The sequence below is a fragment of the Gilvimarinus agarilyticus genome, from assembly GCF_000832015.1.
GTDB classification, from domain to species: domain Bacteria; phylum Pseudomonadota; class Gammaproteobacteria; order Pseudomonadales; family Cellvibrionaceae; genus Gilvimarinus; species Gilvimarinus agarilyticus.
In genome coordinates, this window is the sequence record NZ_JXCJ01000001.1 from 3,330,949 (window position 1) to 3,352,487 (window position 21,539).

The 21,539-nt window shown below is 53.7% G+C and carries 23 protein-coding genes; 7 read left to right on the forward strand and 16 right to left on the reverse strand.

All coding sequences use genetic code 11. The annotated features are described in order from the left end of the window. Positions 1–19 precede the first annotated feature (19 nt). Together SD69_RS14530 and SD69_RS14535 are read right to left on the reverse strand one after the other, a co-directional pair. Complete coding sequence (locus SD69_RS14530) at positions 20–2,272, reverse strand: response regulator (protein ID WP_041523783.1); 2,253 nt, start codon at positions 2,270–2,272, stop codon at positions 20–22. Positions 2,273–2,394: 122 nt separating this feature from the next. Further along, a complete protein-coding gene (locus SD69_RS14535) occupies positions 2,395–2,598 on the reverse strand; it encodes a DUF2788 domain-containing protein (RefSeq protein ID WP_041523784.1) in 204 nt (67 codons plus the stop codon). 284 nt (positions 2,599–2,882) lie between these two features. Between SD69_RS14535 and SD69_RS14540 the strand changes: the two genes are divergently transcribed. Beyond that, the gene (locus tag SD69_RS14540) at positions 2,883–3,278 is read left to right on the forward strand and encodes a hypothetical protein (protein ID WP_052481188.1); all 396 of its coding nucleotides are present in this window, start codon (positions 2,883–2,885) and stop codon (positions 3,276–3,278) included. Between the two features lie 133 nt (positions 3,279–3,411). Here SD69_RS14540 and moaE read toward each other — a convergent pair whose 3' ends face one another. The 3 genes from moaE to moaC are packed head-to-tail and all read right to left on the reverse strand — an operon-like array spanning position 3,412 to position 4,615. Then, complete coding sequence (gene moaE, locus SD69_RS14545) at positions 3,412–3,879, reverse strand: molybdopterin synthase catalytic subunit MoaE (RefSeq protein WP_198144107.1); 468 nt, start codon at positions 3,877–3,879, stop codon at positions 3,412–3,414. An 11-nt stretch (positions 3,880–3,890) separates the two neighbouring features. After that, the gene (locus SD69_RS14550; protein ID WP_041523785.1) at positions 3,891–4,139 is read right to left on the reverse strand and encodes a MoaD/ThiS family protein; all 249 of its coding nucleotides are present in this window, start codon (positions 4,137–4,139) and stop codon (positions 3,891–3,893) included. Beyond that, complete coding sequence (gene moaC, locus SD69_RS14555) at positions 4,136–4,615, reverse strand: cyclic pyranopterin monophosphate synthase MoaC (RefSeq protein ID WP_041523786.1); 480 nt, start codon at positions 4,613–4,615, stop codon at positions 4,136–4,138. Before moaC ends, SD69_RS14550 begins: the two co-directional genes overlap by 4 nt. Before the next feature lie 59 nt (positions 4,616–4,674). On the opposite strand from moaC, the gene SD69_RS14560 reads away from it, so the two are divergent. Beyond that, positions 4,675–5,370 (forward strand): glutathione S-transferase N-terminal domain-containing protein, encoded by a 696-nt coding sequence (locus SD69_RS14560; RefSeq protein ID WP_041523787.1) that lies wholly within the window; start codon positions 4,675–4,677, stop codon positions 5,368–5,370. Positions 5,371–5,400: 30 nt separating this feature from the next. Here the strand turns inward: SD69_RS14560 and SD69_RS14565 are convergent, their stop codons facing one another. Both SD69_RS14565 and SD69_RS14570 read right to left on the reverse strand, forming a co-directional pair. Next, the gene (locus tag SD69_RS14565) at positions 5,401–6,174 is read right to left on the reverse strand and encodes a DUF481 domain-containing protein (RefSeq protein WP_041523788.1); all 774 of its coding nucleotides are present in this window, start codon (positions 6,172–6,174) and stop codon (positions 5,401–5,403) included. Between the two features lie 200 nt (positions 6,175–6,374). Further along, positions 6,375–6,836, reverse strand: coding sequence for a PACE efflux transporter (locus SD69_RS14570; protein WP_052481190.1), 462 nt, complete (start codon positions 6,834–6,836; stop codon positions 6,375–6,377). A gap of 134 nt (positions 6,837–6,970) precedes the next feature. Between SD69_RS14570 and SD69_RS14575 the strand changes: the two genes are divergently transcribed. From SD69_RS14575 to SD69_RS14590, 4 genes are all read left to right on the forward strand, one after another. Then, positions 6,971–7,891, forward strand: coding sequence for a LysR family transcriptional regulator (locus tag SD69_RS14575; RefSeq protein ID WP_052481191.1), 921 nt, complete (start codon positions 6,971–6,973; stop codon positions 7,889–7,891). Positions 7,892–8,057: 166 nt separating this feature from the next. Beyond that, positions 8,058–9,020: a tRNA dihydrouridine(20/20a) synthase DusA gene (gene dusA / locus SD69_RS14580; protein WP_052481403.1), complete on the forward strand. Its 963-nt coding sequence runs from the start codon at positions 8,058–8,060 to the stop codon at positions 9,018–9,020. Positions 9,021–9,205: 185 nt separating this feature from the next. Next, complete coding sequence (gene tal / locus SD69_RS14585) at positions 9,206–10,165, forward strand: transaldolase (protein ID WP_041523790.1); 960 nt, start codon at positions 9,206–9,208, stop codon at positions 10,163–10,165. Beyond that, positions 10,158–10,622: a tellurite resistance TerB family protein gene (locus SD69_RS14590; protein WP_041523791.1), complete on the forward strand. Its 465-nt coding sequence runs from the start codon at positions 10,158–10,160 to the stop codon at positions 10,620–10,622. Before tal ends, SD69_RS14590 begins: the two co-directional genes overlap by 8 nt. 62 nt (positions 10,623–10,684) lie before the next feature. On the opposite strand, the gene SD69_RS14595 is transcribed toward SD69_RS14590, so the two are convergent. Continuing rightward, complete coding sequence (locus tag SD69_RS14595) at positions 10,685–11,173, reverse strand: STAS domain-containing protein (RefSeq protein ID WP_041523792.1); 489 nt, start codon at positions 11,171–11,173, stop codon at positions 10,685–10,687. Between the two features lie 2 nt (positions 11,174–11,175). Continuing rightward, positions 11,176–12,363, reverse strand: a complete 1,188-nt coding sequence (locus SD69_RS14600; protein WP_041523793.1) for a SpoIIE family protein phosphatase — start codon at positions 12,361–12,363, stop codon at positions 11,176–11,178. Between the two features lie 194 nt (positions 12,364–12,557). On the opposite strand from SD69_RS14600, the gene SD69_RS14605 reads away from it, so the two are divergent. Continuing rightward, positions 12,558–12,863 carry a PilZ domain-containing protein gene (locus SD69_RS14605; protein WP_041523794.1) on the forward strand — a complete coding sequence of 102 codons (306 nt, stop codon included), beginning with the start codon at positions 12,558–12,560 and terminating at the stop codon, positions 12,861–12,863. Positions 12,864–12,897: 34 nt separating this feature from the next. On the opposite strand, the gene SD69_RS14610 is transcribed toward SD69_RS14605, so the two are convergent. The 7 genes from SD69_RS14610 to hrpA form a co-directional block, all read right to left on the reverse strand. Continuing rightward, a complete protein-coding gene (locus tag SD69_RS14610) occupies positions 12,898–13,620 on the reverse strand; it encodes an MlaA family lipoprotein (RefSeq protein WP_041523795.1) in 723 nt (240 codons plus the stop codon). 134 nt (positions 13,621–13,754) lie between these two features. After that, a complete protein-coding gene (locus SD69_RS14615; RefSeq protein ID WP_157471705.1) occupies positions 13,755–14,192 on the reverse strand; it encodes a hypothetical protein in 438 nt (145 codons plus the stop codon). Positions 14,193–14,203: 11 nt separating this feature from the next. After that, positions 14,204–15,109: a porin gene (locus tag SD69_RS14620; protein ID WP_041523797.1), complete on the reverse strand. Its 906-nt coding sequence runs from the start codon at positions 15,107–15,109 to the stop codon at positions 14,204–14,206. A 168-nt stretch (positions 15,110–15,277) separates the two neighbouring features. Continuing rightward, complete coding sequence (locus tag SD69_RS14625) at positions 15,278–16,033, reverse strand: HvfC family RiPP maturation protein (protein WP_232301212.1); 756 nt, start codon at positions 16,031–16,033, stop codon at positions 15,278–15,280. Further along, positions 16,030–16,908: an HvfB family MNIO-type RiPP peptide maturase gene (locus tag SD69_RS14630; protein WP_041523798.1), complete on the reverse strand. Its 879-nt coding sequence runs from the start codon at positions 16,906–16,908 to the stop codon at positions 16,030–16,032. The genes SD69_RS14625 and SD69_RS14630 overlap by 4 nt, the downstream gene beginning before the upstream one ends. Continuing rightward, positions 16,908–17,294 (reverse strand): HvfA family oxazolone/thioamide-modified RiPP metallophore, encoded by a 387-nt coding sequence (locus tag SD69_RS14635; protein WP_041523799.1) that lies wholly within the window; start codon positions 17,292–17,294, stop codon positions 16,908–16,910. Before SD69_RS14635 ends, SD69_RS14630 begins: the two co-directional genes overlap by 1 nt. Before the next feature lie 225 nt (positions 17,295–17,519). Then, positions 17,520–21,431, reverse strand: a complete 3,912-nt coding sequence (gene hrpA, locus SD69_RS14640) for an ATP-dependent RNA helicase HrpA (protein ID WP_041523800.1) — start codon at positions 21,429–21,431, stop codon at positions 17,520–17,522. Positions 21,432–21,539: the final 108 nt, after the last annotated feature.

Consider the following 21,539-nt stretch of genomic DNA (forward strand, 5'->3'; position numbering starts at 1 on the left):
CTCTTCTCGGCCCTGCCAGTTACTCCGCCGCCGGCAGCGGCGGCGGAGTAATATCCAGCCAGCGTTGCAAGCGCCCCTCCAAAGCCTCATAGCGCAGCGGCTTACCCACCTGATCATCAAAACCGGCGGCCAGTAGCTGATTAACCTCGTCATCGGAAAGCTCGGGAATCATCCCCACAATTGGTACGCGACGGCTGTTAGCGGCTTTTTCGTGTTCACGAATTTTATGGACGGCGCTGATGGCGGCGTCATCCGGCAGCTCACTATCGAGCAGCACCAAATCAAATCGCTCTTTTTCTAAGATCGCCACCGCCTCTGGACCGTTACCCACCAGCTGTACATAACAACCCAACTTTTTAAGCATGCCAGAGGCAACCATTTGATTAACCCGGTGGTCCTCCACAACCAGAATTCTCCGCGTACCCGGGACATCTAATACTGGCGCCACAGGGCCGGGAGCCGGCTCGACAACCGATTCTGTATTGCTATTCGGTGAACTCAACAAGCGCTGGCACAGCGCCTCGTAAAGCTGCTTATAAATCACCGGTTTTTCCAGGCAACTTACCTGTGCGTAGTGCGTCAAATGCTGCTGTACCTCATCGGTATCGCGCTGCAATACGCTCATGGCAATCACTTGTTTTAACTCGGCGGTTTCATCGGTAGCCGCCAGCTCACGAGATAGCGCCAGCGCGTTAAAGCTGTTGAGGCGGTTGTAGATCAGCACTAAATCCACCGGTGCGCCTTTTTCTCGCTCCTCAGCGATACGTGTTACCGCCTGCTCGTAGCCGTAGACGGTGTTGGTGTCCACCCCCCAGTTGTTGAGCTCACTCTCCAGGTCCATGGCCACCCGGTCGGGCAGGTCCACTAACAACAAGCGCTTGCCGCTAAGCTTTTGATCGGCGCCTAAGGTTTTACCCTGATGGCTAATGGTTTGCAGGCGCACGTTAATTACCAGCCGATTCCCACCAGCGGGGTTTTTTAGCAAATGCACACTGCCGCCCATACACTCGGCCAAGCCCTTGCTGATTGAAAGGCCAATACCCACCCGACCAGTTTGCTCAGCCTCTTGCAGGCGCGACTCATCCACCTCGGCTTTTGCCTCGTCAGTGCGGTGGTAATGGCTATCGCTGATAACCGCTTGCAGCTCGCCCATATCGTCGTCAGAACTGGCGTAACTAACCTCTATAAAAACGTTTCCGGTGACCGAAAATTTAATCGCATGCCCCAACAAGGTAGCGGTGATTTGCCGCAAGCGTGCAGCATCGCCACGCACCCGGCTGGGCAACTCCGGATCGAGCAAGTAATTTAACTCTACCCCCTGCTGGTGCGCCTCCAGTGAGAAATCGCGCACCAGCTTGGCCACCAGGCGGCGCAAATCAAATACGGATTCATCCAGCTCTAAGCTTTTGGTGGTGATCTTCGAAAAGTCCACCACGTTGTTCACCAAGTCCAGCTGCCGCTCGCCGGCTTTTGAGGCCATACCCAGCAAATCGCGCTGACGATCGGACAGCTCGGCGTCATCCACCAGCGCTAACGTCCCAAGGATATCGTTAAGAGAGGTACGAAACTCGTGCCCAAGATTTACCAAAAATTCGTTTTTAAGCTCAATCGCGGCGCGGGAGCTTTTCTGCTCGTTCTCCAGTCCCCGGGCGCGCTCGTGCAACACAAAGTTGGCCTCGAGCCGCTGCCAATACCCCGTGCCGGTAACCCGCGCCTGGTGTATCAGCATCATATAAAACAACACCATAATAGCCGCGTATAAATAACCCTCGACCGTTGCCAGCGCCATGGCCGTAAGAGCGGCGGGTATCATGCCAATAAACAGGTAGATTTTTAAAAAGCGGATATAAGGGGCAAATACATTGGCTACCGACGAGTAAAACACCACCGTGTAGAGCCACATAATGAGCGTTTCTTCACGCATACCCAACACCCAGGTCAGGCTAACCAGAATAACGCTCCACCAAATGGCGCCCAAAAAAGAGGCGATAAAATATTGGGTGCGCCAGCGCCTTGGGGCACGACTATAAAGTGCCTCAAAGCGGAACAGGTAATAACTGCGCAGCAGCGTTACCAGTAGTAGACCGGTGACCAAAACGATGGCGAGATTGTTTTCGCGATAGAAAAAGTCGCCAAACACCAGGCTTAGGACAAACACCAAAAAATTAAGCAGCAAGCCGCGACGACTGTACTTGGCGACTCGGGCGTCGGTATCGTGAATAACCTGGCGGTCTTTCTGGACCTTGGAGGTCGGCGTAAAGAGCTCGAACATAAGGTGCCTTTATTCGCGTGTTACATTAGAAGATTATCGTTAGCGTGCGTATTGCTTTAATGCCAGTGCTGCACCTACGGCCTCAAGTGAAAAACACAATAGGCCGGGCACTGTTGGCGCAATCACTGATGGATAAAATACTCCACCAGAACAGTTTTGATCACAAAACCGAGCAGACCGAGGCCGAGTGCAAGAAACAGTATAAAGGTGCCAAAACGGCCCGCCTTCGATTTTTTTGCCAGGTCCCATACAATAAAGACCATAAAAGCAATTAAACCGCCCACACCCAACACCAGCGACCAGCTTTCAAACTGCTCAAAAGACATGCGTAACACCCACTCTTTACCACAACAACCCGCAGCACCATTGGCGGCTGCAATGCTGTCATTGTAACCAAGTTGCCTCCTACACGCACTAAAATCAGCCTTAAACCCATTTAACCCGGCGCCGCTTTGCGCACGCTGAAAAGTCTTTTAAACTAAACAGGCTCGCGCTGATATTGCTCTGGCTGCAGCGAAGGGAGCGGTAATATGACCCTGACACTGCCTAAGAGTAAACCCCACGACTTTCCGAGCGCGGCAGCACCTAACCATTACTTGAGGGATTATCCATGAAAACCAAAACTCTAATCGGTACTCTTCCGCTCATTGCAATACTCGCCGCTTGTAGCCCCAACGAGGACAGCTCATTGAGCGAATCCGCGCAAAGCACGATGTCGAGCGCCAAAGAGACCGCCAAGGCGGCCACAGACGCGGCGGCTGAAAAGGCGCGCGAATTAAAAGACGATGCCGCCGAGATGGCCGATGACGCGGGCGATGCTACCGCCGATGCGTGGAATGACACGAAAGAGGCCACCTCTGAAGCGTGGGAAGATACCAAAGAAGCGTCTAAAGAGGGTTGGGATAAAACCAAAGAGATGAGTAAAGATGGCTGGGAAGCCACCAAAGAGGCGGGCGAAGATGCCGCCGATGCAATGGATGACGCTGTTGACGACATGAAAGACTAAGGCTCTACTCCCCGGCAGTACGACGAACAGATTTGGCGTGCTGCCGGCGTCCCAACCTTTTGTGCCACTCTAAGCACAACGCCAGCCTGAGATTAGCTTTTAGCTCGCGGCCACTTTTGGTTTACGTAGTGCGCTACTGTGAGAACCACTGCGCCGCTGCTACATCATCCTGCTCCCGCGCGGCCACCCAGCGAGCGCCACTGGCGCGATGCTCTTTCTTCCAAAACGGCGCACGGGTTTTTAGATTGTCCATTAAAAAACGCGCCGCTAAAAACGCCTCGTCCCGGTGCCTGCTGCTAACCGCCACCAGTACAATTTGCGCCCCGACCGCGAGTTTGCCAACGCGATGCACGATCGTAATGGCGTCCAATGACCAGCGCTCCCGAGCCTCAGCCACCAGCCGACTCAACGATTTCTCAGTCATCGCCGGATAGTGCTCAAGCTCGAGCGCCTGCACCGGATCTACCTCAGACTCGGCGCGCACTTTACCGATAAAAAACACCACGGCCCCAGTATTGCCGGCCAGCTGCTCCAGGCGCGCATAATGCTCGGCCAGCGAAAAATCCTCCTGCTGCACTTGCACCAAATCATGCTCAACCACGTCCGTCACCACTATCCCCCCGTTACCGGAGGAAAAAGCGCCACCTCGTCACCATCGTTAATGGTGGTAACCGGTTTTGCCATGGCCTGATTCACACTCAGCAGCCAAGGCCTACTTTGCAGCACCTCGGCCCACTGGGGATTAGCGGCGATTAATGCCGGCACCAGGTCCGCCGCGACCGCGACACTACCGGCGGCCAGTGTTGCCTCCTCGCACGCCAGCTGCTCACGCAGCTGGGCAAAAAACAATACCGTAATCACGTACTCTCCCGCTGATAGTGGCCGCGTCGGCCGCCGCTTTTTTCTAGCAAGCAAACGCCTTCGATTACCATGGCCATGTCGATGGCCTTGGCCATATCGATCACCGTTAGCGCCGCCACGCTGGCCGCAGTTAGCGCCTCCATCTCAACACCGGTTTTACCGCTGAGCTTACAATAGGTTTCAATACGTAACTGGCTGCGGTCATGGTCAAGCTGAAATTCAACCGCGACTTTTGACAACGCCAATGGATGGCATAACGGAATTAAGTCTGAGCATTTTTTTGCCGCCTGAATACCGGCGATTCGGGCAACACTCAAAACATCACCCTTTTTTAGATCGTTGGCCGCGATGGCCGCCAATGTCGCCGGCTGCATGGCCACCCGCGCCTCGGCCCGGGCCTCCCGCACCGTATCGGCTTTGGCGGAGACATCCACCATGGATGCGGCCCCCTGCTCATCACAATGTGTCAAATTCATTTTTAGCCTCTACACTTAAACGGTTAAGGCACCTCAGTCGACAACACCGCGGAGGCCCCATGCATTTGCAATTGGTTAAAGAGCGCTGGCCCGCCCAACACCCACGGCGCATTCAGCTGTACTCAATGAACACCCCCAACGGCATAAAAGTAGCGCTGGCGCTGGAGGAAATGCATCTCGCGTACGAGCCCCATACCGTGGACATTACTCACGGGGACCAATTTTGCGACGCCTTCCAGGTTATTAACCCCAACCGTAAGATCCCGGCCCTTCTTGACCCGGAGGGGCCGGACGATCACCCCATTAGCCTTATGGAATCATGCGCTATTTTACGCTACCTCGCCGAGAAAACCGGAGAATTTATACCGCTGGATAAAGCCGGCAAAAGTGCCTGCGAGCAATGGCTGTTTTTTCAGGCCGGCCACATAGGGCCCATGTTTGGCCAGTTTGGTCACTTTTACAAGTACGCGCAAAACGATTGCCAAGACCCATACCCGCTGGAGCGTTATCGCACCGAGACGCAGCGCCTGCTGCAGGTTTTGGACAGGCACTTACAAAGGCACGACTACATGCTGGGCGAGAGTTACAGCATCGTAGATATGGCAATCGCCCCGTGGGTCGACTGCCTGGAACGATTTTACGAGGCGGGCGAGGTTCTCGGGCTTAAGCAATATGAGCGCACCAACGAGTGGCTGTCACACTGCACCCGTCGCCCGGCCTACAATCGGGCTAAGGATGTCTGCGCGCCGGGCTAACGTCGCACAGACATCTACGAGCAACGTCCGTTAAAAGTTATAAACCAAGTTAATATAGGTGGTGGTATCGGTACCGTCTTTATCATCGGCAACGTCTGTGTCGTGATTAACGGTGTAACCTACCTTCATTTGCATGCGATCGCTGATTTTAGTGCTAAGCGAGGTATCACTCACGTAACGAGTGTTTTCTTCGGCCGCTTCAGCCGCCAGCTTTTGGTTAAAGGTGGCATTTTCCGTAATCGCCCATTGCAGCTCGCCGGCAACCCGAACCATAAAGCCTTCTTCTTCGACGATAATGTCGTTGTCCTCGTCTTCCACTTTATCGCCCCAAAAGTAACCTGGGCCGACCTCAGCGTCCAAGCTCAAGGTATCTCGGTCAATAAAGCGCGCACCATATCCGGCGGATACGACGGTGTAATTGCGGTAGGCACCAAACTCATCGTGGGTGTGTGAGCCGTATACAAACAGGCTGCTAAACTCATCCGATAGCTTATAGGCGCTTTTGGCCGAGGCAAAATACTTCTCGGCCGTGGTTTCGCTCTGCTCGCTACCGTCGTCTTGCTCAACCATGTCATTTTTATACAAAGCGCTGGCAACATATTGGTTTTTCCAGCGATCCAAGTGGTGCGTTACGTCAATTTTGCCGTTGAACGATTCGGTCTCGGTATTACCCGTGGTTCGCAGCGCACCCAATTCGGCTGAAACCTCCCAGGTTTTTTCCGCCTCCAACTCATCCTGAGCCAAACTACTGCTCGCAGCGGCAGCCAGTAAAACCCCGGCCGCAGCCATTGTGTACATCTTCATAGCGTCCCCTTATGTGTGGATCAGTCGAAATTTAAGGCGATTATTATACACACCCTAACGTCTTGTCTGTCAGGCGAGCGAGCACTTCAGGAGGGGATAACACAGCAATTGAGAATCGCGGCAAATTTAGCCGCGTACATTAAATCAAGCTGTTAAGCAGATCACGCCTCCCGAAAGAGATGTCGGGAGGCGTTTGGGCATTAACCGTACGCCACCTCACCACGTCCTGCAGCGGTACCGGTGCCTGTATCGGTCTCGCTCAGCCACATCGGCCGCAGAGCGTCGTAGGCAACGTTAAAGGCAAAGGTATAACCCATAACAAACAGTGTTACCCAAACATCTAATAAAAGCGCCTCGAGTAAACCGACGTTAAGAATCATCGCGACCATGGGAGTCGTCAGAGCTAGCAGGCAAACATCAAACAAGCAGGTATAAAGCACCCTAACCCACAATCCGCGCTGGGCCCTAGGGCCAGGAAACCAGCGATCAAACAGAATATTAAAATAAAAGTTATAAACCAGCGCAACCAATGAAATTGCCAGCATAGAGCCAAAAACCGCACCAGGGCCATACTGTGTAAACAACAGCAGACCGATAATGGTTAGCACTAACGCCAAAAACTCGTACAAAAAGGCATGCACCATACGCTCTAAGGTAGACATGATTACGACTCCTCGTGTGGGCAAATAGTGGCGTCCATTATGGCGAGTGATCACAGTAAGCAAAAGTTAGCAGCCATCACAATAAGTGATAGCATGGGCATTAATTAAACCATCAGCTTACCGCGGGGCGTAGCATGTACAGCTTGGAGCAGCTCAACATTTTTGTCACTGTGTGCGAAACCGGCTCGTTTTCAGCCGCAGCCCGACAGCTCAACCGCGCCCAGTCGGGCATTAGTCAGGCCATATCAAACCTGGAGATCGCCTTTAACCGCCCCCTGTTTGACCGCAGTGGCAACACGCCTCAGCTAACGCCCGACGGCGAAGCACTGTTACCCATCGTGCAGTCAATTTTGGATCAACGCCTACAGCTCGAGCAAAAAGTTGCCTCGCTCGACCAACAGCACGAGCACGAGTTAAGCATAGTGATTGAAGAGAGCCTGCTCGATGCCCCGCTATTGGCCACCCTAGCCCCTCTCGCCGAGCTATACCCCAGCACCAGCATCAACCTCCAGTCAGCCTCCACCTTCGACGCTGAAGATATGGTGCGGGAGGGGCACGCTCACATCGGCGTGGTTTACACCGATGGCCAAATACTAACCGATGTGGACTTTTTTGCGCTGGGGCATAAACGCTTTATTACTGTCGCCTCCCCCAAACACCCGCTGGCCGTACTCGATAGCGTCACCCATGCTGACCTCCGCCGCCACCGACAAGTGGTGCAGCGCGCCAGTACCGGCAAAGAGTTGTGGTTTAGCTATGGCATCAGCACGCAAACCTGGTACGCCAGCACGCACCAAATGCTGTGTCAGCTTGCCCAGCAGAACGTAGGCTGGGCGATTGTGCCCGAGAGCCTCGCCCAAAACCTCCTGAATCTGGGCCAGCTGAGCGCACTTAAAGTCGACTTTGAGCCCAATGGCTGGATCAGCTCGATTGACTGCATCACCTCGCGCAGTCACCAGAGCGGCCCCGCGTTTAAAGCGGCTATTAGCCGGCTAAAACAACACTTTAAGCTGCCACCAAACCCTGCCCTGAGCACCAAACCGCCCCTCAGCTAAAATCGCGTGTAGGTTGTATCACGCCACTTTGGCAACACACGCTATTGCGAGTAAACTAGCGGCCCTGTCAGCCACACAGAGCTGTCCCTACAACAGTGAACTACAAGGCTTCCGCACGGTGAACAACCCCCACACAAACATCAGCCGCCGCTTTTGCGCCGCCCCGATGATGGACTGGTCCGATAGACACTGCCGGTTTTTTTGGCGCCTACTGAGCAAAAACACCCTGCTGTATACCGAAATGGTCACCACCGGCGCTTTGATTCACGGCGACCGCGAACGTTTTTTGGCGTTTAGCCCCGCCGAGCAACCGGTGGCTCTGCAGGTGGGCGGCTCTGACCCCGAGGCTCTGGCACAGTGCACCGGGTTTGCCGCCCAGTGGGGTTACAGTGAGATCAATTTAAATTGTGGCTGCCCCAGCGATCGGGTACAAAGTGGGCGCATAGGCGCTTGCTTAATGGCCGAGCCCGAACTGGTGCGCGACTGCATCCAAGCGATGCGCGATGCCGCCGACATCCCCGTAACCATTAAGCACCGTATCGGCATCGACGATATGGATGATTACCAAGGGCTGAGGGATTTTGTCGCAATCGTTGCCGAAAGCGGCTGCAAAACCTTTATTGTTCATGCGCGCAAAGCCTGGCTGCAAGGGCTGAGTCCTAAAGAGAACCGCGATATACCGCCGCTCGATTACTCGCTAGTGGCCCGCTTAAAAGCCGAATTCCCTCAGCTTGAGATCATCGTAAACGGTGGCATTACTACACTGGAGCAATGTGAGACGCTGCTACAAGATGTTGACGGGGTAATGCTAGGGCGCGAGATCTACGCCAATCCCTACCTGCTTGCCGGAGTGGATCGAGCCCTGTTCGATAGCGCTGCCCCAACACCCGGGCGAAGCGAAGTAATGGCCCAGTTTATGGACTACTGCGAGCTTGAGCTCGCCAAAGGCACCCGCCTCAACCAAATGACCCGCCATATTCTGGGCCTATACCAAGGGCTACCGGGCGCGCGCCGGTTTCGGCGCGTAATTAGCGAGAACGCCCACAAACCCGGCGCCGGCATCGAGGTTCTGCAACAGGCATTAAGCCAACTTGAGCAACGTAACAGCGCTTTGCCCGCCGCCCAATAGCGTTTACAATAGGCGCCCTGAGGTTAACTGGCCCGTCCTGGACGGCGCCAAATACAAGCCGGTCCAGCTCCGCAGAGAGTGACTAGAAAACCGGGGTGCCGCGCACCACACCCAATGCGCTACATCGAAGAGATCGCCCTACTGCGTTTAACTTTTCGCACAACGAATCTACTTAGGAGCCAAATGTGAGCACTAAACTCGAGCAACTGAAGCAAATGACCGACGTTGTCGCCGATACCGGTGACATCGAAGCCATCAAACTGTACAAACCCCAAGATGCCACCACCAACCCATCGCTGCTATTAAAAGCGGCGCAACTGCCCCAGTACAAAAGCCTGCTGGATCAGTGCATTGTGGCCGCCAAAAAAGAAGGTGGCAGTTCAGACCAGCAACTTAAGTACGCCAGCGACCACCTGGCGGTAGCCATTGGCTGTGAAATTTTGAAAGTCGTACCGGGACGTATCTCAACCGAGGTTGATGCGCGCTTGAGCTTTGACACCGATGCCAGCATCGATAAAGCCCACCACCTGATTGATCTGTACCAGCAAAATGGTATCGACAAGTCACGGGTTCTGATCAAGCTCGCTTCTACCTGGGAAGGTATTCGCGCCGCTGAAAAACTGGAAAAAGAAGGCATCAACTGTAATCTGACCCTGCTGTTTGGCTTTAATCAGGCCGCTGCCTGTGCCGATGCCGGTGTATTTTTGATCTCGCCTTTTGTAGGCCGCATTTTGGACTGGTATAAAGCCAGCACCGGTCAGGACTACACCGCCGAGACCGACCCAGGTGTACTGTCTGTGCGCCACATCTACAACTACTACAAGCAACACGATTTTAAAACTGTGGTTATGGGCGCGAGCTTCCGTAACACCGGCGAGATCGAAGCACTGGCCGGCTGTGATCGTTTGACCATTAGCCCGCAATTGCTGAAAGAGCTGGACGAAGATACCGGCACGTTGGAGCGCAAGCTATCCGCCGAAAACACCGGCGATGCCATCGCCCGTTACGCTGATACCGAGAGCAGCTTCCGCTTTGGCATGAACGACGACGCCATGGCAACCGAGAAGCTGGCCGAAGGTATCCGCAATTTTGCGAAAGATCAGGTTAAGCTTGAAGACCAGTTAAAAGAGCTGGCTAATGCTTAATCGTCTTACCCAGTTCTTTGAGCGCCATCTGCAAACCGATGGCGCCGAAGAAACGTTGTCTTTTTCGCAAAAGCAGCTGGCCGCCGCAGCGCTTCTTATGGAAGTGGCTGCGGTAGACCGCGTGTTTGAAGATGCCGAGTTTGAAGAGTTTAAGCGTATCGTTGCCAATGTATACAACATTGCCGATGACGAGATCGAAGAGCTGTGCGAGCTGGCCCGAGACAAACAAGATCAGGCCACATCGTTATTTCAGTTTACGCAATTAATTAACGATCACTGCAGTAACGAAGAAAAGTTTACCCTGGTGAAGTCCATGTGGCAGATAGCGCTGGCCGATGGCGATCTGGATAAATACGAAGAACACCTGATTCGGCGTGTGGCCGAGCTTATTTATTTATCGCACACCGACTTTCTAGTGGCCCGCAACGCCGCACGCGAGCAATCGGGCACGAGCTAAATTCAGCGGCCCCCTCGCGCTTACGCGGTATCGTATCGGTATATATCAAACTGCGGGCGGGGCTACTGGCCGTCTTCTAGCATGTTTACCAGGTTGGTAAACGTCTGCTCATTGGCATCGTTCATTTGCATCAGATAACGATGCGCCTCTATTACTTTACCCTTTACCTGCTCTTCGCAGTTTTCGGCATCGGCCTCAAGCGCTGCAGTGGGCTGCACCGGGGTGTGGAAGTCTTTGACGATGGTAAAAATATCCGCAAATCCCATGGTCTCAAGGATGCGGTTAATACTCTCGCTGGTTGACAAAATAACCGGGTAACAACCTAAGCGCTCTTCCCCCAGCAAAGAGATCTTCGCCATTAAGCCCAAGGTAGTACTATCGATGGCCTCAGCGGCAGAGAGATCGAACAGCACCGCTTTAAAGTCCGGGTGGGCAAACATATCATCGATGAATTGATCGAACGAAATACAGAGCGTCAGGCGAACATCGCCCGTCATCTTAATGACGAAAACGCCGTCGTGTTCGGCAACCAGAATCTGTCCAGGCTGCATGTTTAATAACCTCGAGTAATGGTCAGAATAGCAATGTCATCGGGTGTGGCTGTTACTTCATCAACCCCTACCGCGTCGCACACTGCTTCTAGATTTTGCGCCTTTTGGGCGAGCAATTCCAGTAAATACGCCTCTTTTTCTTGTAGCGTTGAGGGGGGCAATATTTCTAGCACCCCGTCAGAAAAACACACAAGTGAGAATTTCTCAGGCAGTATCTGTGAGTGAATCGTCCAGCTAACGTCGCGAAAGATTCCCACCGGTTTGCCATTGCCACTAATAAATTCAGCCCCCTGTTCGGTTACCAGTAAGGGCATCGGTAGGTGGCCGGCAACCACATAGCGCATCTCGTTGGTGTGCGTATCAATGACACCCACAAAAAACGTTAGGTGGTGATTTAGACGGGTTTCTACCAGCTCGCGGTTGATTGCGCGCAGCATTTCATTGGCGCCGTCGGTAAACGAGGCTTCATCACCAAACAACCCCTCTTCGCGAACCATCCGACTCACAATATGCTTAAGCCAAATGGTGACAAACGCCGACGACGCACCATGACCGGAGACATCGGCCAAATAAAACGCCAAGTAGCGCCCTTTAATATGGGCATAATCAACAAAGTCACCACTTAAATACAGTGACGGAGCAATATGGTGCGCTGCACTGTAACCCTCGGCCGTGGTCAGTGGTTTGGGCAACAAGCGGCGCTGCACTTGACGCCCCGCCAACTGGTCGCGCTCAAGTACGCGCAGATTGTCCCGCAGATCTTTGTTGGCTTTTTCGAGTTTTTCGCGGTATTTTTTGTTTTGTGCAAGCAGGTCGCGGCGCTCTAACGCCTTCTCAACCGAGTGCTCCAGCACTTCCATATCGACAATGGGTTTTATCAGATAATCGGCGGCGCCGAGCCGCAATGCCGAGACCACGTCGCTCATAACCCCGGCACCCGAAATGACAATAACAGGAATATCGCTGGATTTTTCGTGCAGGCTTTTTAATACGCCCAAGCCATCCATTGTCGGCATACGCAAGTCGGTAATTACCAGCTCGACGTCACCTTCGTCAAACAATGCTAAGCCACTGGGACCATCGGCTGCCTCCAGCACACGGTAACCACTGTCTTCTAAAAAGGCTGTAATACTGTGCCTTACCGGCTTATCGTCGTCGATAATCAGCAGTGTTCGGCAGCTTTCGTTCATGGTTTGAGTCCGCGTAGCCATTTCGGATACAGCTGCGCCCGGCAACTGTCGTAATGGCGCCTAACAGTACTCCGATAGCGACAGCGGCGCAAGCATTCAGGCCCCCGAGAGCCGCGTATGGAGTTAGCGAAAAAACGCTGATACTCTTATATGGCTCTGAACACCACTGCATCGTCCCGTTGGAGGGCCAAAAAATGAGCCATTCAGAGAGCTTTTACGCCGAAAAACGCGATTTTATTCGCATGAAGATTGAGTTGCCCCTAAGCGGAACCCTCACCAATGACAGTGGCCGCATCACTGGCCAATGCCATGAGCTAAGCGGTGGCGGGCTTCAGCTCGAACTGCCCGAGGCGGTCGCGGTGGAATCTCAGTGGGAGTTACACCTAAGCGCCGAGCACGATGAGCGAGCCCAGCTGCGAGCTGTGGTAAAGGTCGTTAGATGCACAACGGAGGGAGATCACTTTAGTGCCGGCCTCCAGATCGTGCAGGTGATTGAGTAGCGCTACCGGAAGCAAGGCGAACGCTTAGATGAGCTTAAAAGTCATCAAAGCTATCTAAGTCATCGACATCACTACCGAACGAGTCTTCTACCTCGCCGTCTTTAACCAAATAGTCACGACGCTGTAGGTAGATATCGCGGAACAGCGTGTACTTATCAGCCCCAATGTCTTGCTCCAGCGCTAACAAACGTGCCCGGGCATCGACCAACTCCAGTACTTTGATCTCATAGCTGGTTTGGGTATGGCCGATATAGGTCTTGGGGTCAGTGACCCAATCAACCGGGGTGGCCGCGGCATCGCGCAGCGTACGTGGGCCAAATATTGGCAGTACCAGATAGGGACCGTCAGGCACCCCCCAACGCCCTAGCGTTTGACCAAAGTCTTCACTGTCGGTACGTGGCATTCCCATATGCTTAGCAACATCAAACAACCCTACAACACCCAAGGTCGAGTTAATCACAAAACGGCCGCTGTCTTTGCCCGCCTGAGAGAATTTACCCTGCAGCAGGTCATTAAATACCTTCGGCACCTCAAGGATATTGCTGAACATATTGTTGACCCCCTGACGCACAGGCCCCGGGGTAATCGCGTGGTAGCCACGCGCAACTGGTTTGAGAACGTAGGTATCCGCCGCGTCATTAAAAGCAAAAATGGCGCGGTTGTACTCTTCCCACGGGTCTTGTTCGTCGGAGGCAAAAGCCAATGCAGTAAGGCCCGACAGCAACAGTGCCAGACATAGACGTACGAGTGAATTCACGGTGTCTTCCTAGTTTAGGACAAGGCGCTCTGGTTCCATCCAAAATAATAACTAGCAACCCAGAATGAACGATCGTTCACATTTTACCGAATAACCACACGCTAAACAATGTGCAAGTCCATAGAATGGGACATTTAACGACAATAAAATTTCATATAAAGGCCTGTGGCGCCCCGCGCTTCTGGCATATAAGACTCTTCGATAAGCGCTGCAGCGCCCTCGCAGTGCTCTGTCGCTTGCCTCACCAGTGCGTAACGCGCCTGGAGCATATCCAATGCACTGGCTATGGTATTACGACTCAGGGTAAATTCATCCCCCACAGCCACTGCGCTATCAGCCGAGGCCTTTAACTCGCTGGACTCCTCAGCGGGCTTAGCATCGCCGCGGCCTTGCAGCCAACCGTTTAAACCTTCATCGCTGTAATCACACTCGGCGATACGGTTAACGGCGTCGTTACTCTCCATCAGGTCTACAGCCGGTTCGCATTCTTGCCCTACCGCACTGGCGCCGTATAGCAATGTGGCTATCACAGCGACCAGTGTAGCACCTGGTTTGCGCACGGATCCGTTCACACTCACCCCGATTAGAATTTCATTTCCAGGCCGACACCCAAATAATCGTCATCGCGAATGGCGTCATCCTGATTCGTCGTAAAATAGGCAAAAGCCTTGGCCGTTTTTGAAAAGATATAATCGCCACCCAGGCTGAAACTCTCGCGGCCTTCGACTTTGATGTCCGACTGGCCATACTGAGTTTTAAGAATCCACTGATCGGTAAGGCTCCACTTAAGTGAGGCAAAATAGCCATCACCGCTGCCTATGTGTCGCTCATACTTTTCGTAAGCGCCGCCCAGCTGAAATGCACCCAGCGAATAGGCCCCAACCAAACGATAGGTATCGGTGTTGTCGACGTTGTCCTCTACGTCCTGATCCATCGCCATGGCGAGATATAAGTCTTCAAGTTTATAAGCGGCCGAGGCCGAGACGCCGTCAATACCATCGACTTCTTTCGTGATGTAAGCCACTTTAGCGGTAACCGGGCCTAGGGATTTTGGGGTGACGTACTGAACGATATTCTTGGGACGGTTTTCGCCGGCGAATATGCTGCGGATATCGCCCTCAAGATCGTTAAATAAATCCACCCCGGCGGCAGCGGTTTTGAGGGGAGAGTCAAAAACCCCACCCATCAGAGTACCGCCGGCGGTTTGCAGGCCCAGGTAGATATTGCGTTGGGTCAGCGTCTGGCCATCTTTATCGCCGTCATCAACACTGGTTTCATATTCAAAACGGTAGAGGATAGCCACACTATCCGATAGGGACTCCTGCCCCATAAGGCCGATACGCGACGAGTTACTCTGTAGCTCAATCTCGCGGTTACCCGCCTCATCAGCATGCTGCAACGAAACATTCGCTTTACCGTAAACCGTTACATCAGCAGAGGCCTGAGCGGACACTAAAGCGGCCGCGGCCAGTAAAAATGGAACTCGCATGAATCTTCCCCAACTTTCAAATATGACAACAAGATGTACACTTGATGACGATTAGATGACAGATATATGACAAACCTGCGTATCATGCGAGCCAATTGTTGCAGTATTGTTACAAGCGGGCAATATTTTCTGCATTCTGCGTGTTTGTCTATCTGATTACCAACACCATCATTCGGCAGCCGGCCACAAAACATCTTTTTGGTATAGTTCGAGAAGTATAGACTCTCCCAGCGCTATAAAACGAGCCGTGTCGGCGAAACCAACCTCTTGCGACAGTGCCGTCAAGGCCGCCCGCGCCGGAGTGGCTTCTGCCTGTAGCATTTGCACCATGCGCACGGTCACGGCATTCGAGTGGATGAACTCCACCTGATCGGCGCGATTGCGAAAAACCAATACAAAAGTCGGCTCATCTGGCGGCGCCAGGGGTTGGTAATCTGGCCCAAGCCTATGCACCGGATACTGGTAGTTAAGACACCAAACCAGAGGCGATACATCAATAACGCTATCGAGCAGACTTAGTTCAACGGAAGGCTTAGGCGGCAAGTCGCCGGGCGCAACATCCAGCGCTAACTCGACCCACTCGTAATGGGCCAACTCCAACATAAAGGGTGGGTCGGAGGCATCGCTTGAGCGCTCGTTTTGCAGGTAGAGTAAAAACTCCTGGCTGATTTCTAAAAAGTAAGGGCTGTGGCTTTTGTGCCGCGAAATAAAATCCCGCACCATCGCGTGCCAGTGAGCATCGGGCAAGATTTCACGCAACACCGGAAACCCGCCGGCAATAAAGCCCTCAATATTGTTGTAAATTAAATCGCGGTAAACCGCCAGACGGCGATTTTCTATACCTTCAGGGGCCGCATTAACATCAGGGTGACGTAAATGCCCGGTAAAGGCTTGCTGCAATTTGGCCAGCGACGATTCGCTCACACCAGCACCCTCTTATGCGCCGATGTAGCGGCCGCTGCGCCAGCCTGAATACGCGTACCAGTCTGCAATCGCCTAATAGTATCGAGCTCAGACAACAGCTCTGCTACCGGCGGAATATTAAAATCGCGCTCAAGCAAGGTGGCAACCGGCCCGGCCTGTTGATAAACCGCTTCTAGCAAATCCCACACAGGGTCTTCCACCGGGGCACCGTGGGTATCGACGCGTAAATCTTCGGCCTCATGAAAGTGCCCGGCCACATGCATATAGGCCACCCGGTCCAGCGGCAAGCCTGCCAGAAAATCATCCGTCCGATAACGATGATTAATGCTGTTTACGTATAAATTATTCACATCCAGCAGTAGGCTGCAATCGGCCTCGGCCACGACCGCGTTAATAAATTCCAGCTCGCTCATCTCCTGTCCGGGAGCGCAATAATACGACGCATTTTCGATAGCGATGCGCTCGCCCAAAATATCCTGAGCCTGACGAATTCGTGCGGCCACATGGTGAACGGCCACCTCCGTAAAAGGGATGGGCAATAAATCGTATAGGTGTCCATCGTCGCTGCAGTAGCTTAAATGCTCGCTGTAGCCGCGAACCTGGTGCTCACGCATAAACGTCTTGACGGATGTTAAAAGCTCCACATCCAGCGGCGCCTGCGAGCCAATGGACAAGGACAAACCGTGACACACAAACGGAAAACGCTCGGTGTAGGCGCGAAACTGTCGCCCTAACCGACCACCAACGTTAATCCAGTTCTCGGGGGCCACTTCCATAAAATGGATATCGTTAGTGGAGAGGTTCTCGAGGGGTTTGAGTAACGACCGGCGCAGGCCCAGGCCCGCACCGGTAACGTCAAAGCGATGCGAACTCATCAGTGACCGCAAGTACCTTCAGCGCCGGACTTTTTCTCGCCACAAGCGCCTTCACGGTCGGCCTTTTTCTCTCCACATTTACCTTCGCCGCACTTGCCCTCATCGTCGGCTTTAGCTTTTGCCTCACCGCACTTGCCTTCACCACATTTACCTTCGTGCTCAGCCTTGTCCTCGCCACACTTGCCTTCACGCTCGGCTTTTTTCTCGCCGCACTTACCTTCACCGCACTTGCCCTCAGCGCTGTTCTCAGCAAGCTTGTAACCGGCGCTTAGCGATTCGGCGGCAAATGGATTTTCTGCCGCCGAGGCAACCGGCGCTACTACGGCCGAAGCCATAAAAGCCGCGCCAACTGCGGCGGCCAAAGGAGATGCAAATTTCTTATTCATGGGTTAACTCCATTACTCGATTGTTAAAATGCAGCGGCTTTGCACTGACTTAGCCTACTGTATGGTTACGCAGCCAACCCCGTTCAGGATCAACTGTTAAGTACTGATGCACGAACAAGGCTTTTGTTACATAACCTATCGGGCAGTGGCCACTATTACCGGCCTCCACATAATACGCCTCAACCACCATTTTAATCCCGCTCAAGTTCTCGATTATCGCACGAGCTAACGTTGGGTCGCCTCTAACCAGAGTTTATTAAGCCGCTTACCCGATACCGGAAACCGGGTTTTTAGGGTCTGAGCAAACAACGACACCCGAAACTCCTCGATAGCCCAACGATAACGCATCAGATCAGGGTTTTCGGTTAACTGATAACGCCCGTGCAACTGTAAGTACTCCGCCAGACGCTCCTCGTGCGGCTCTACTTCAATCATCTGCAGGCGATCTTTTTGCGGGTTAAGAGCCGCCTTTTCCAGGCGCATATTAACCGCCTGTAAATAGCGCGGGTACTCCTGAAACCACTCCTCAGGCGTATCAAATACCAACGAGGGCTGAAACAACCGGTCCAGTTGCTGGGCAATATCGCCGGCCGCCAAGGCAATTGCCAGTGCATTTTTCGAGTGTTTAAGCTGTTTTTTTAGCGCCACCACTAAGCCCAGCGAGGCAACCAGTGTTTTCTCTAGCTGTTGCGCCTGTGCCACTAAATCGGGCTTAACCTTAGCCAAGCAAGCCTCAAACTCAGCCTCGGTGCGCGGCAGCTGGTCATTGGGCATCGCCAACTGTCGTGCCGCCGCCATGATAATATCGTCCACCACCCGATCACGGTTGCCAATTTGCACAACGCTTAGGCCCAACTCCTTGCCTTTTAACAGCTGTTTTTGCAGATATTTAACCGTCTCTTTACTTTGCAGCAGCAACAAGCGGGCAACCCCGGCGAGCGAGGCCGAGTGCGCCTCCTGCGGGTTATCCAGCACTTGCATAGACGCCGAGTCGCGCTTATCCAACAGGGCAGGATAAGCACGAATGCTCAACCCCCGGCGTTTAAGCTGTACTTGCTCGGGCAGCTCCAAATCCCAAGCGGTAATTTGCTCCCGGGTAATATCATCGGCGGCGTCGCGAATATTATCCTGCACTCGTTCACGGTAATTCGCTTTAAGCTCAGTTAAGTCGCGGCTGGCCGCTATGATTTTACCCCGGTCGTCCACCACCTTAATGTTAAACCGGTAGAAGTTCTCCAGCCGCTCACTCTGCCAATCACCAGGTTTAAGCTCTACTAAAGTTTGGCGCTTTAGTTGCAAACTTAACGCCTCGGTCAAAGGGCTATTATCGGGCGCCAAGCCGGCCAGCGCTTTGTCGACAACGTCGGGCACCGGCACAAAATGTTTGCGCAGTGGTTTGGGCAGGCTTTTTACCAGCTCGATGCATTTATCACGCAGTAGCCCCGGCACCAACCACTCCAGCCGGTGCTCGGGCAGCTCATGCAATAGACTAACCGGCACGTGTACACTTACGCCGTCGTCTTTATGGCCGGGCTCAAAGTGATAGCTCAGGGGGTAAGTCACCCCTTTGTGGTCGAGCGTATCGGGAAACTGCACCTCGCTTACGGCGCCAGCGCCCTGCAAAACCAAACGCTCACGCGGGATTTTTAAAATACCCGGTTGCTCTTGCTCGGCCTTTTTACGCCAGGCATCAAAGCCTGCGCGATTGACCACGTCCGCGGGGATACGCTCATCGTAAAAGGCAAAAATTTCCTCATCGTCCACCAAGATATCCCGTCGCCGGGATTTGGCCTCCAGGGCCTCGATCTCCTGCACCAGCGCTTGGTTATGTGCGTAAAAAGGCACTGACTTTTGGCCGCGTTTAACATAGCGCCCCTCTACCAAGGCGGCGCGGATAAACACCTCACGGCAGACTTTCGGGTCAATTTTACTGTAGTTAATACGGCCTTTCTCGACCAGCGCCAAACCATACAAGGTGACCCGCTCGTAGGCTTTCACCTGCCCCGCCTTGGCATCGTAATGAGGCTCAAAGTAGTTGCGTTTTACTAAGTGCTCGGCTGCCTGTAGCAGCCACTCGGGTTCGACCTTGGCAACGTCGTGAGCAAACAGCTGGGACGTCTCTAGTAGCTGCGCCGCCACCAACCACTTGGGGCGCTTTTTTTGCTGCGACGAGCCGGGGAAAATCGCAAACTTGCGGTTGCGCGCGCCTAAGTAATCACGGCCCTCATCGTGAAAGCCGATATTGCCTAATAGCCCGGTTACCAGCGAGCGGTGGACCGCTTCATAGTCAGCCGGATGGCTGTTCGCTTGCAGGCCAATCTTTTTAGCGGCTAATTTTAGTTGCCGGTGGATGTCGCGCCATTCGCGCATGCGCATAAACGCCAAAAACTCTTTTTTACATTGCTTACGCAACTGGTTTTGGCTCAGCTCCTGACGCTGCTGCTCAAAATACCGCCAAAGATTTACATACGCTAGAAAATCAGAGTGCTCGTCGGCAAAGCGCTTGTGTTGTTGGTCGGCGGCTTGCTTTTTTTCAGCGGGACGTTCGCGCGGGTCTTGTACCGAGAGCGCACTGACGATAATTAACACCTCTTCCAGCGCTCCGAGCTTGTCAGCCGCCAACAACATACGGGCCAGCTGCGGGTCGACCGACAGCTGAGCTAAACGACGGCCATCGCCAGTTAAGCGCTTGCGATTATCGACCGCATGCAGCTCTTCGAGCATTTTAAAGCCATCATTTATCTGACGGGAATCCGGCGGGTCGACAAACGGAAACTTGTGAATATCGCCAATGCGCAGCTGCAGCATTTGCAAAATAACCGCCGCCAAATTCGTGCGCAGAATCTCGGCATCGGTAAATTCCGGGCGGCTTAAAAAGTCGTCTTCGCTGTACAGGCGAATACAAATACCGTTACTCACCCGCCCGCAACGCCCTTTACGCTGGTTGGCGCTCGCTTGCGATATGGGCTCGATAGGTAGGCGCTGTACTTTAGTGCGCACACTGTAGCGACTGATACGGGCCACACCGGTATCAATCACGTACCGAATGCCCGGCACGGTAATAGAGGTTTCGGCCACATTAGTGGCCAGAACTATACGTCGCCCGCGATGGGCCGAGAACACCAGGTTCTGCTCGGCAAGGCTTAAGCGCGCGTAAAAGGGCAATACCTGATAGTGACGTAAATCAGCCTGACGCAGGCGTTTAGCAGTTTCGCGAATTTCCCGCTCACCACTTAAAAACACCAGTATATCGCCGCCACGCTTACCGCTTTTGCGCTCGTGCTGATCAATCTCTTCAATCGCATCCAGAATCGGCTGATAGGTATCGCCGTCGCCATCATCGCTGGTTTCAAACGGCGGCCGGTACCACACATCGACGGGGTACGTGCGCCCGGACACCTCGATAACCGGGGCGTTATCAAAGTGACGGGAAAAGCGCTCAACATCGATGGTCGCCGAAGTAATGATTAATTTAAGGTCCGGGCGCTTTTTAAGCAGCTGCTTTAAATAACCGAGCAAAAAGTCGATATTTAAGCTGCGCTCGTGGGCTTCGTCGATAATAAGCGTGTCGTAGCGACCAAGGGTGGGGTCTTGCTGTATCTCGGCCAGCAAAATGCCGTCGGTCATCACCTTGATTAAGGTATTGTCGCCAGCCTGCTCAGTAAAACGCACCTGGTAACCCACCGCTTCACCCAGCGGCGAGCTCAACTCTTCGGCCACCCGGGCCGCCACCGTATGGGCGGCAATTCGCCGCGGCTGAGTATGACCAATGAGTCCGCGCACGCCGCGGCCTAACTCCAGGCAAATTTTGGGCAGCTGCGTGGTTTTACCCGAGCCCGTCTCACCGGCCAGCACAACCACCTGGTTGTCGCGGATTAACGCGGCAATCTCATCGCGTTTGCCACTGACGGGCAGCTGCTCGGGAAACTCGATCGGGTTGGGTACACGCTCACGCCGTGTTGCACACCGCAAGCGTGAGGCTTCGAGGTCGGCCTGCCATTTGCTAATGGCTTTATCGGCGGGCTTACCCTGCGCCAGGCGCTCGGCAATGTCACCTGCTTTGCGGCGCAGGCGATTGGCATCGTTCAACATGGCGCTGGCGAGCGCTGTGTCGATATCGGCGGGTAAACCGGTCATAAGCGTCCCTCTTTAGATTCAGATGGGGCGCATTCTACCAGTTTACGGCGAGAGGTTTGAGGTACGCGATATCAGGCGGGGCGCCATGCCCACTAGGGGCACGGCGCA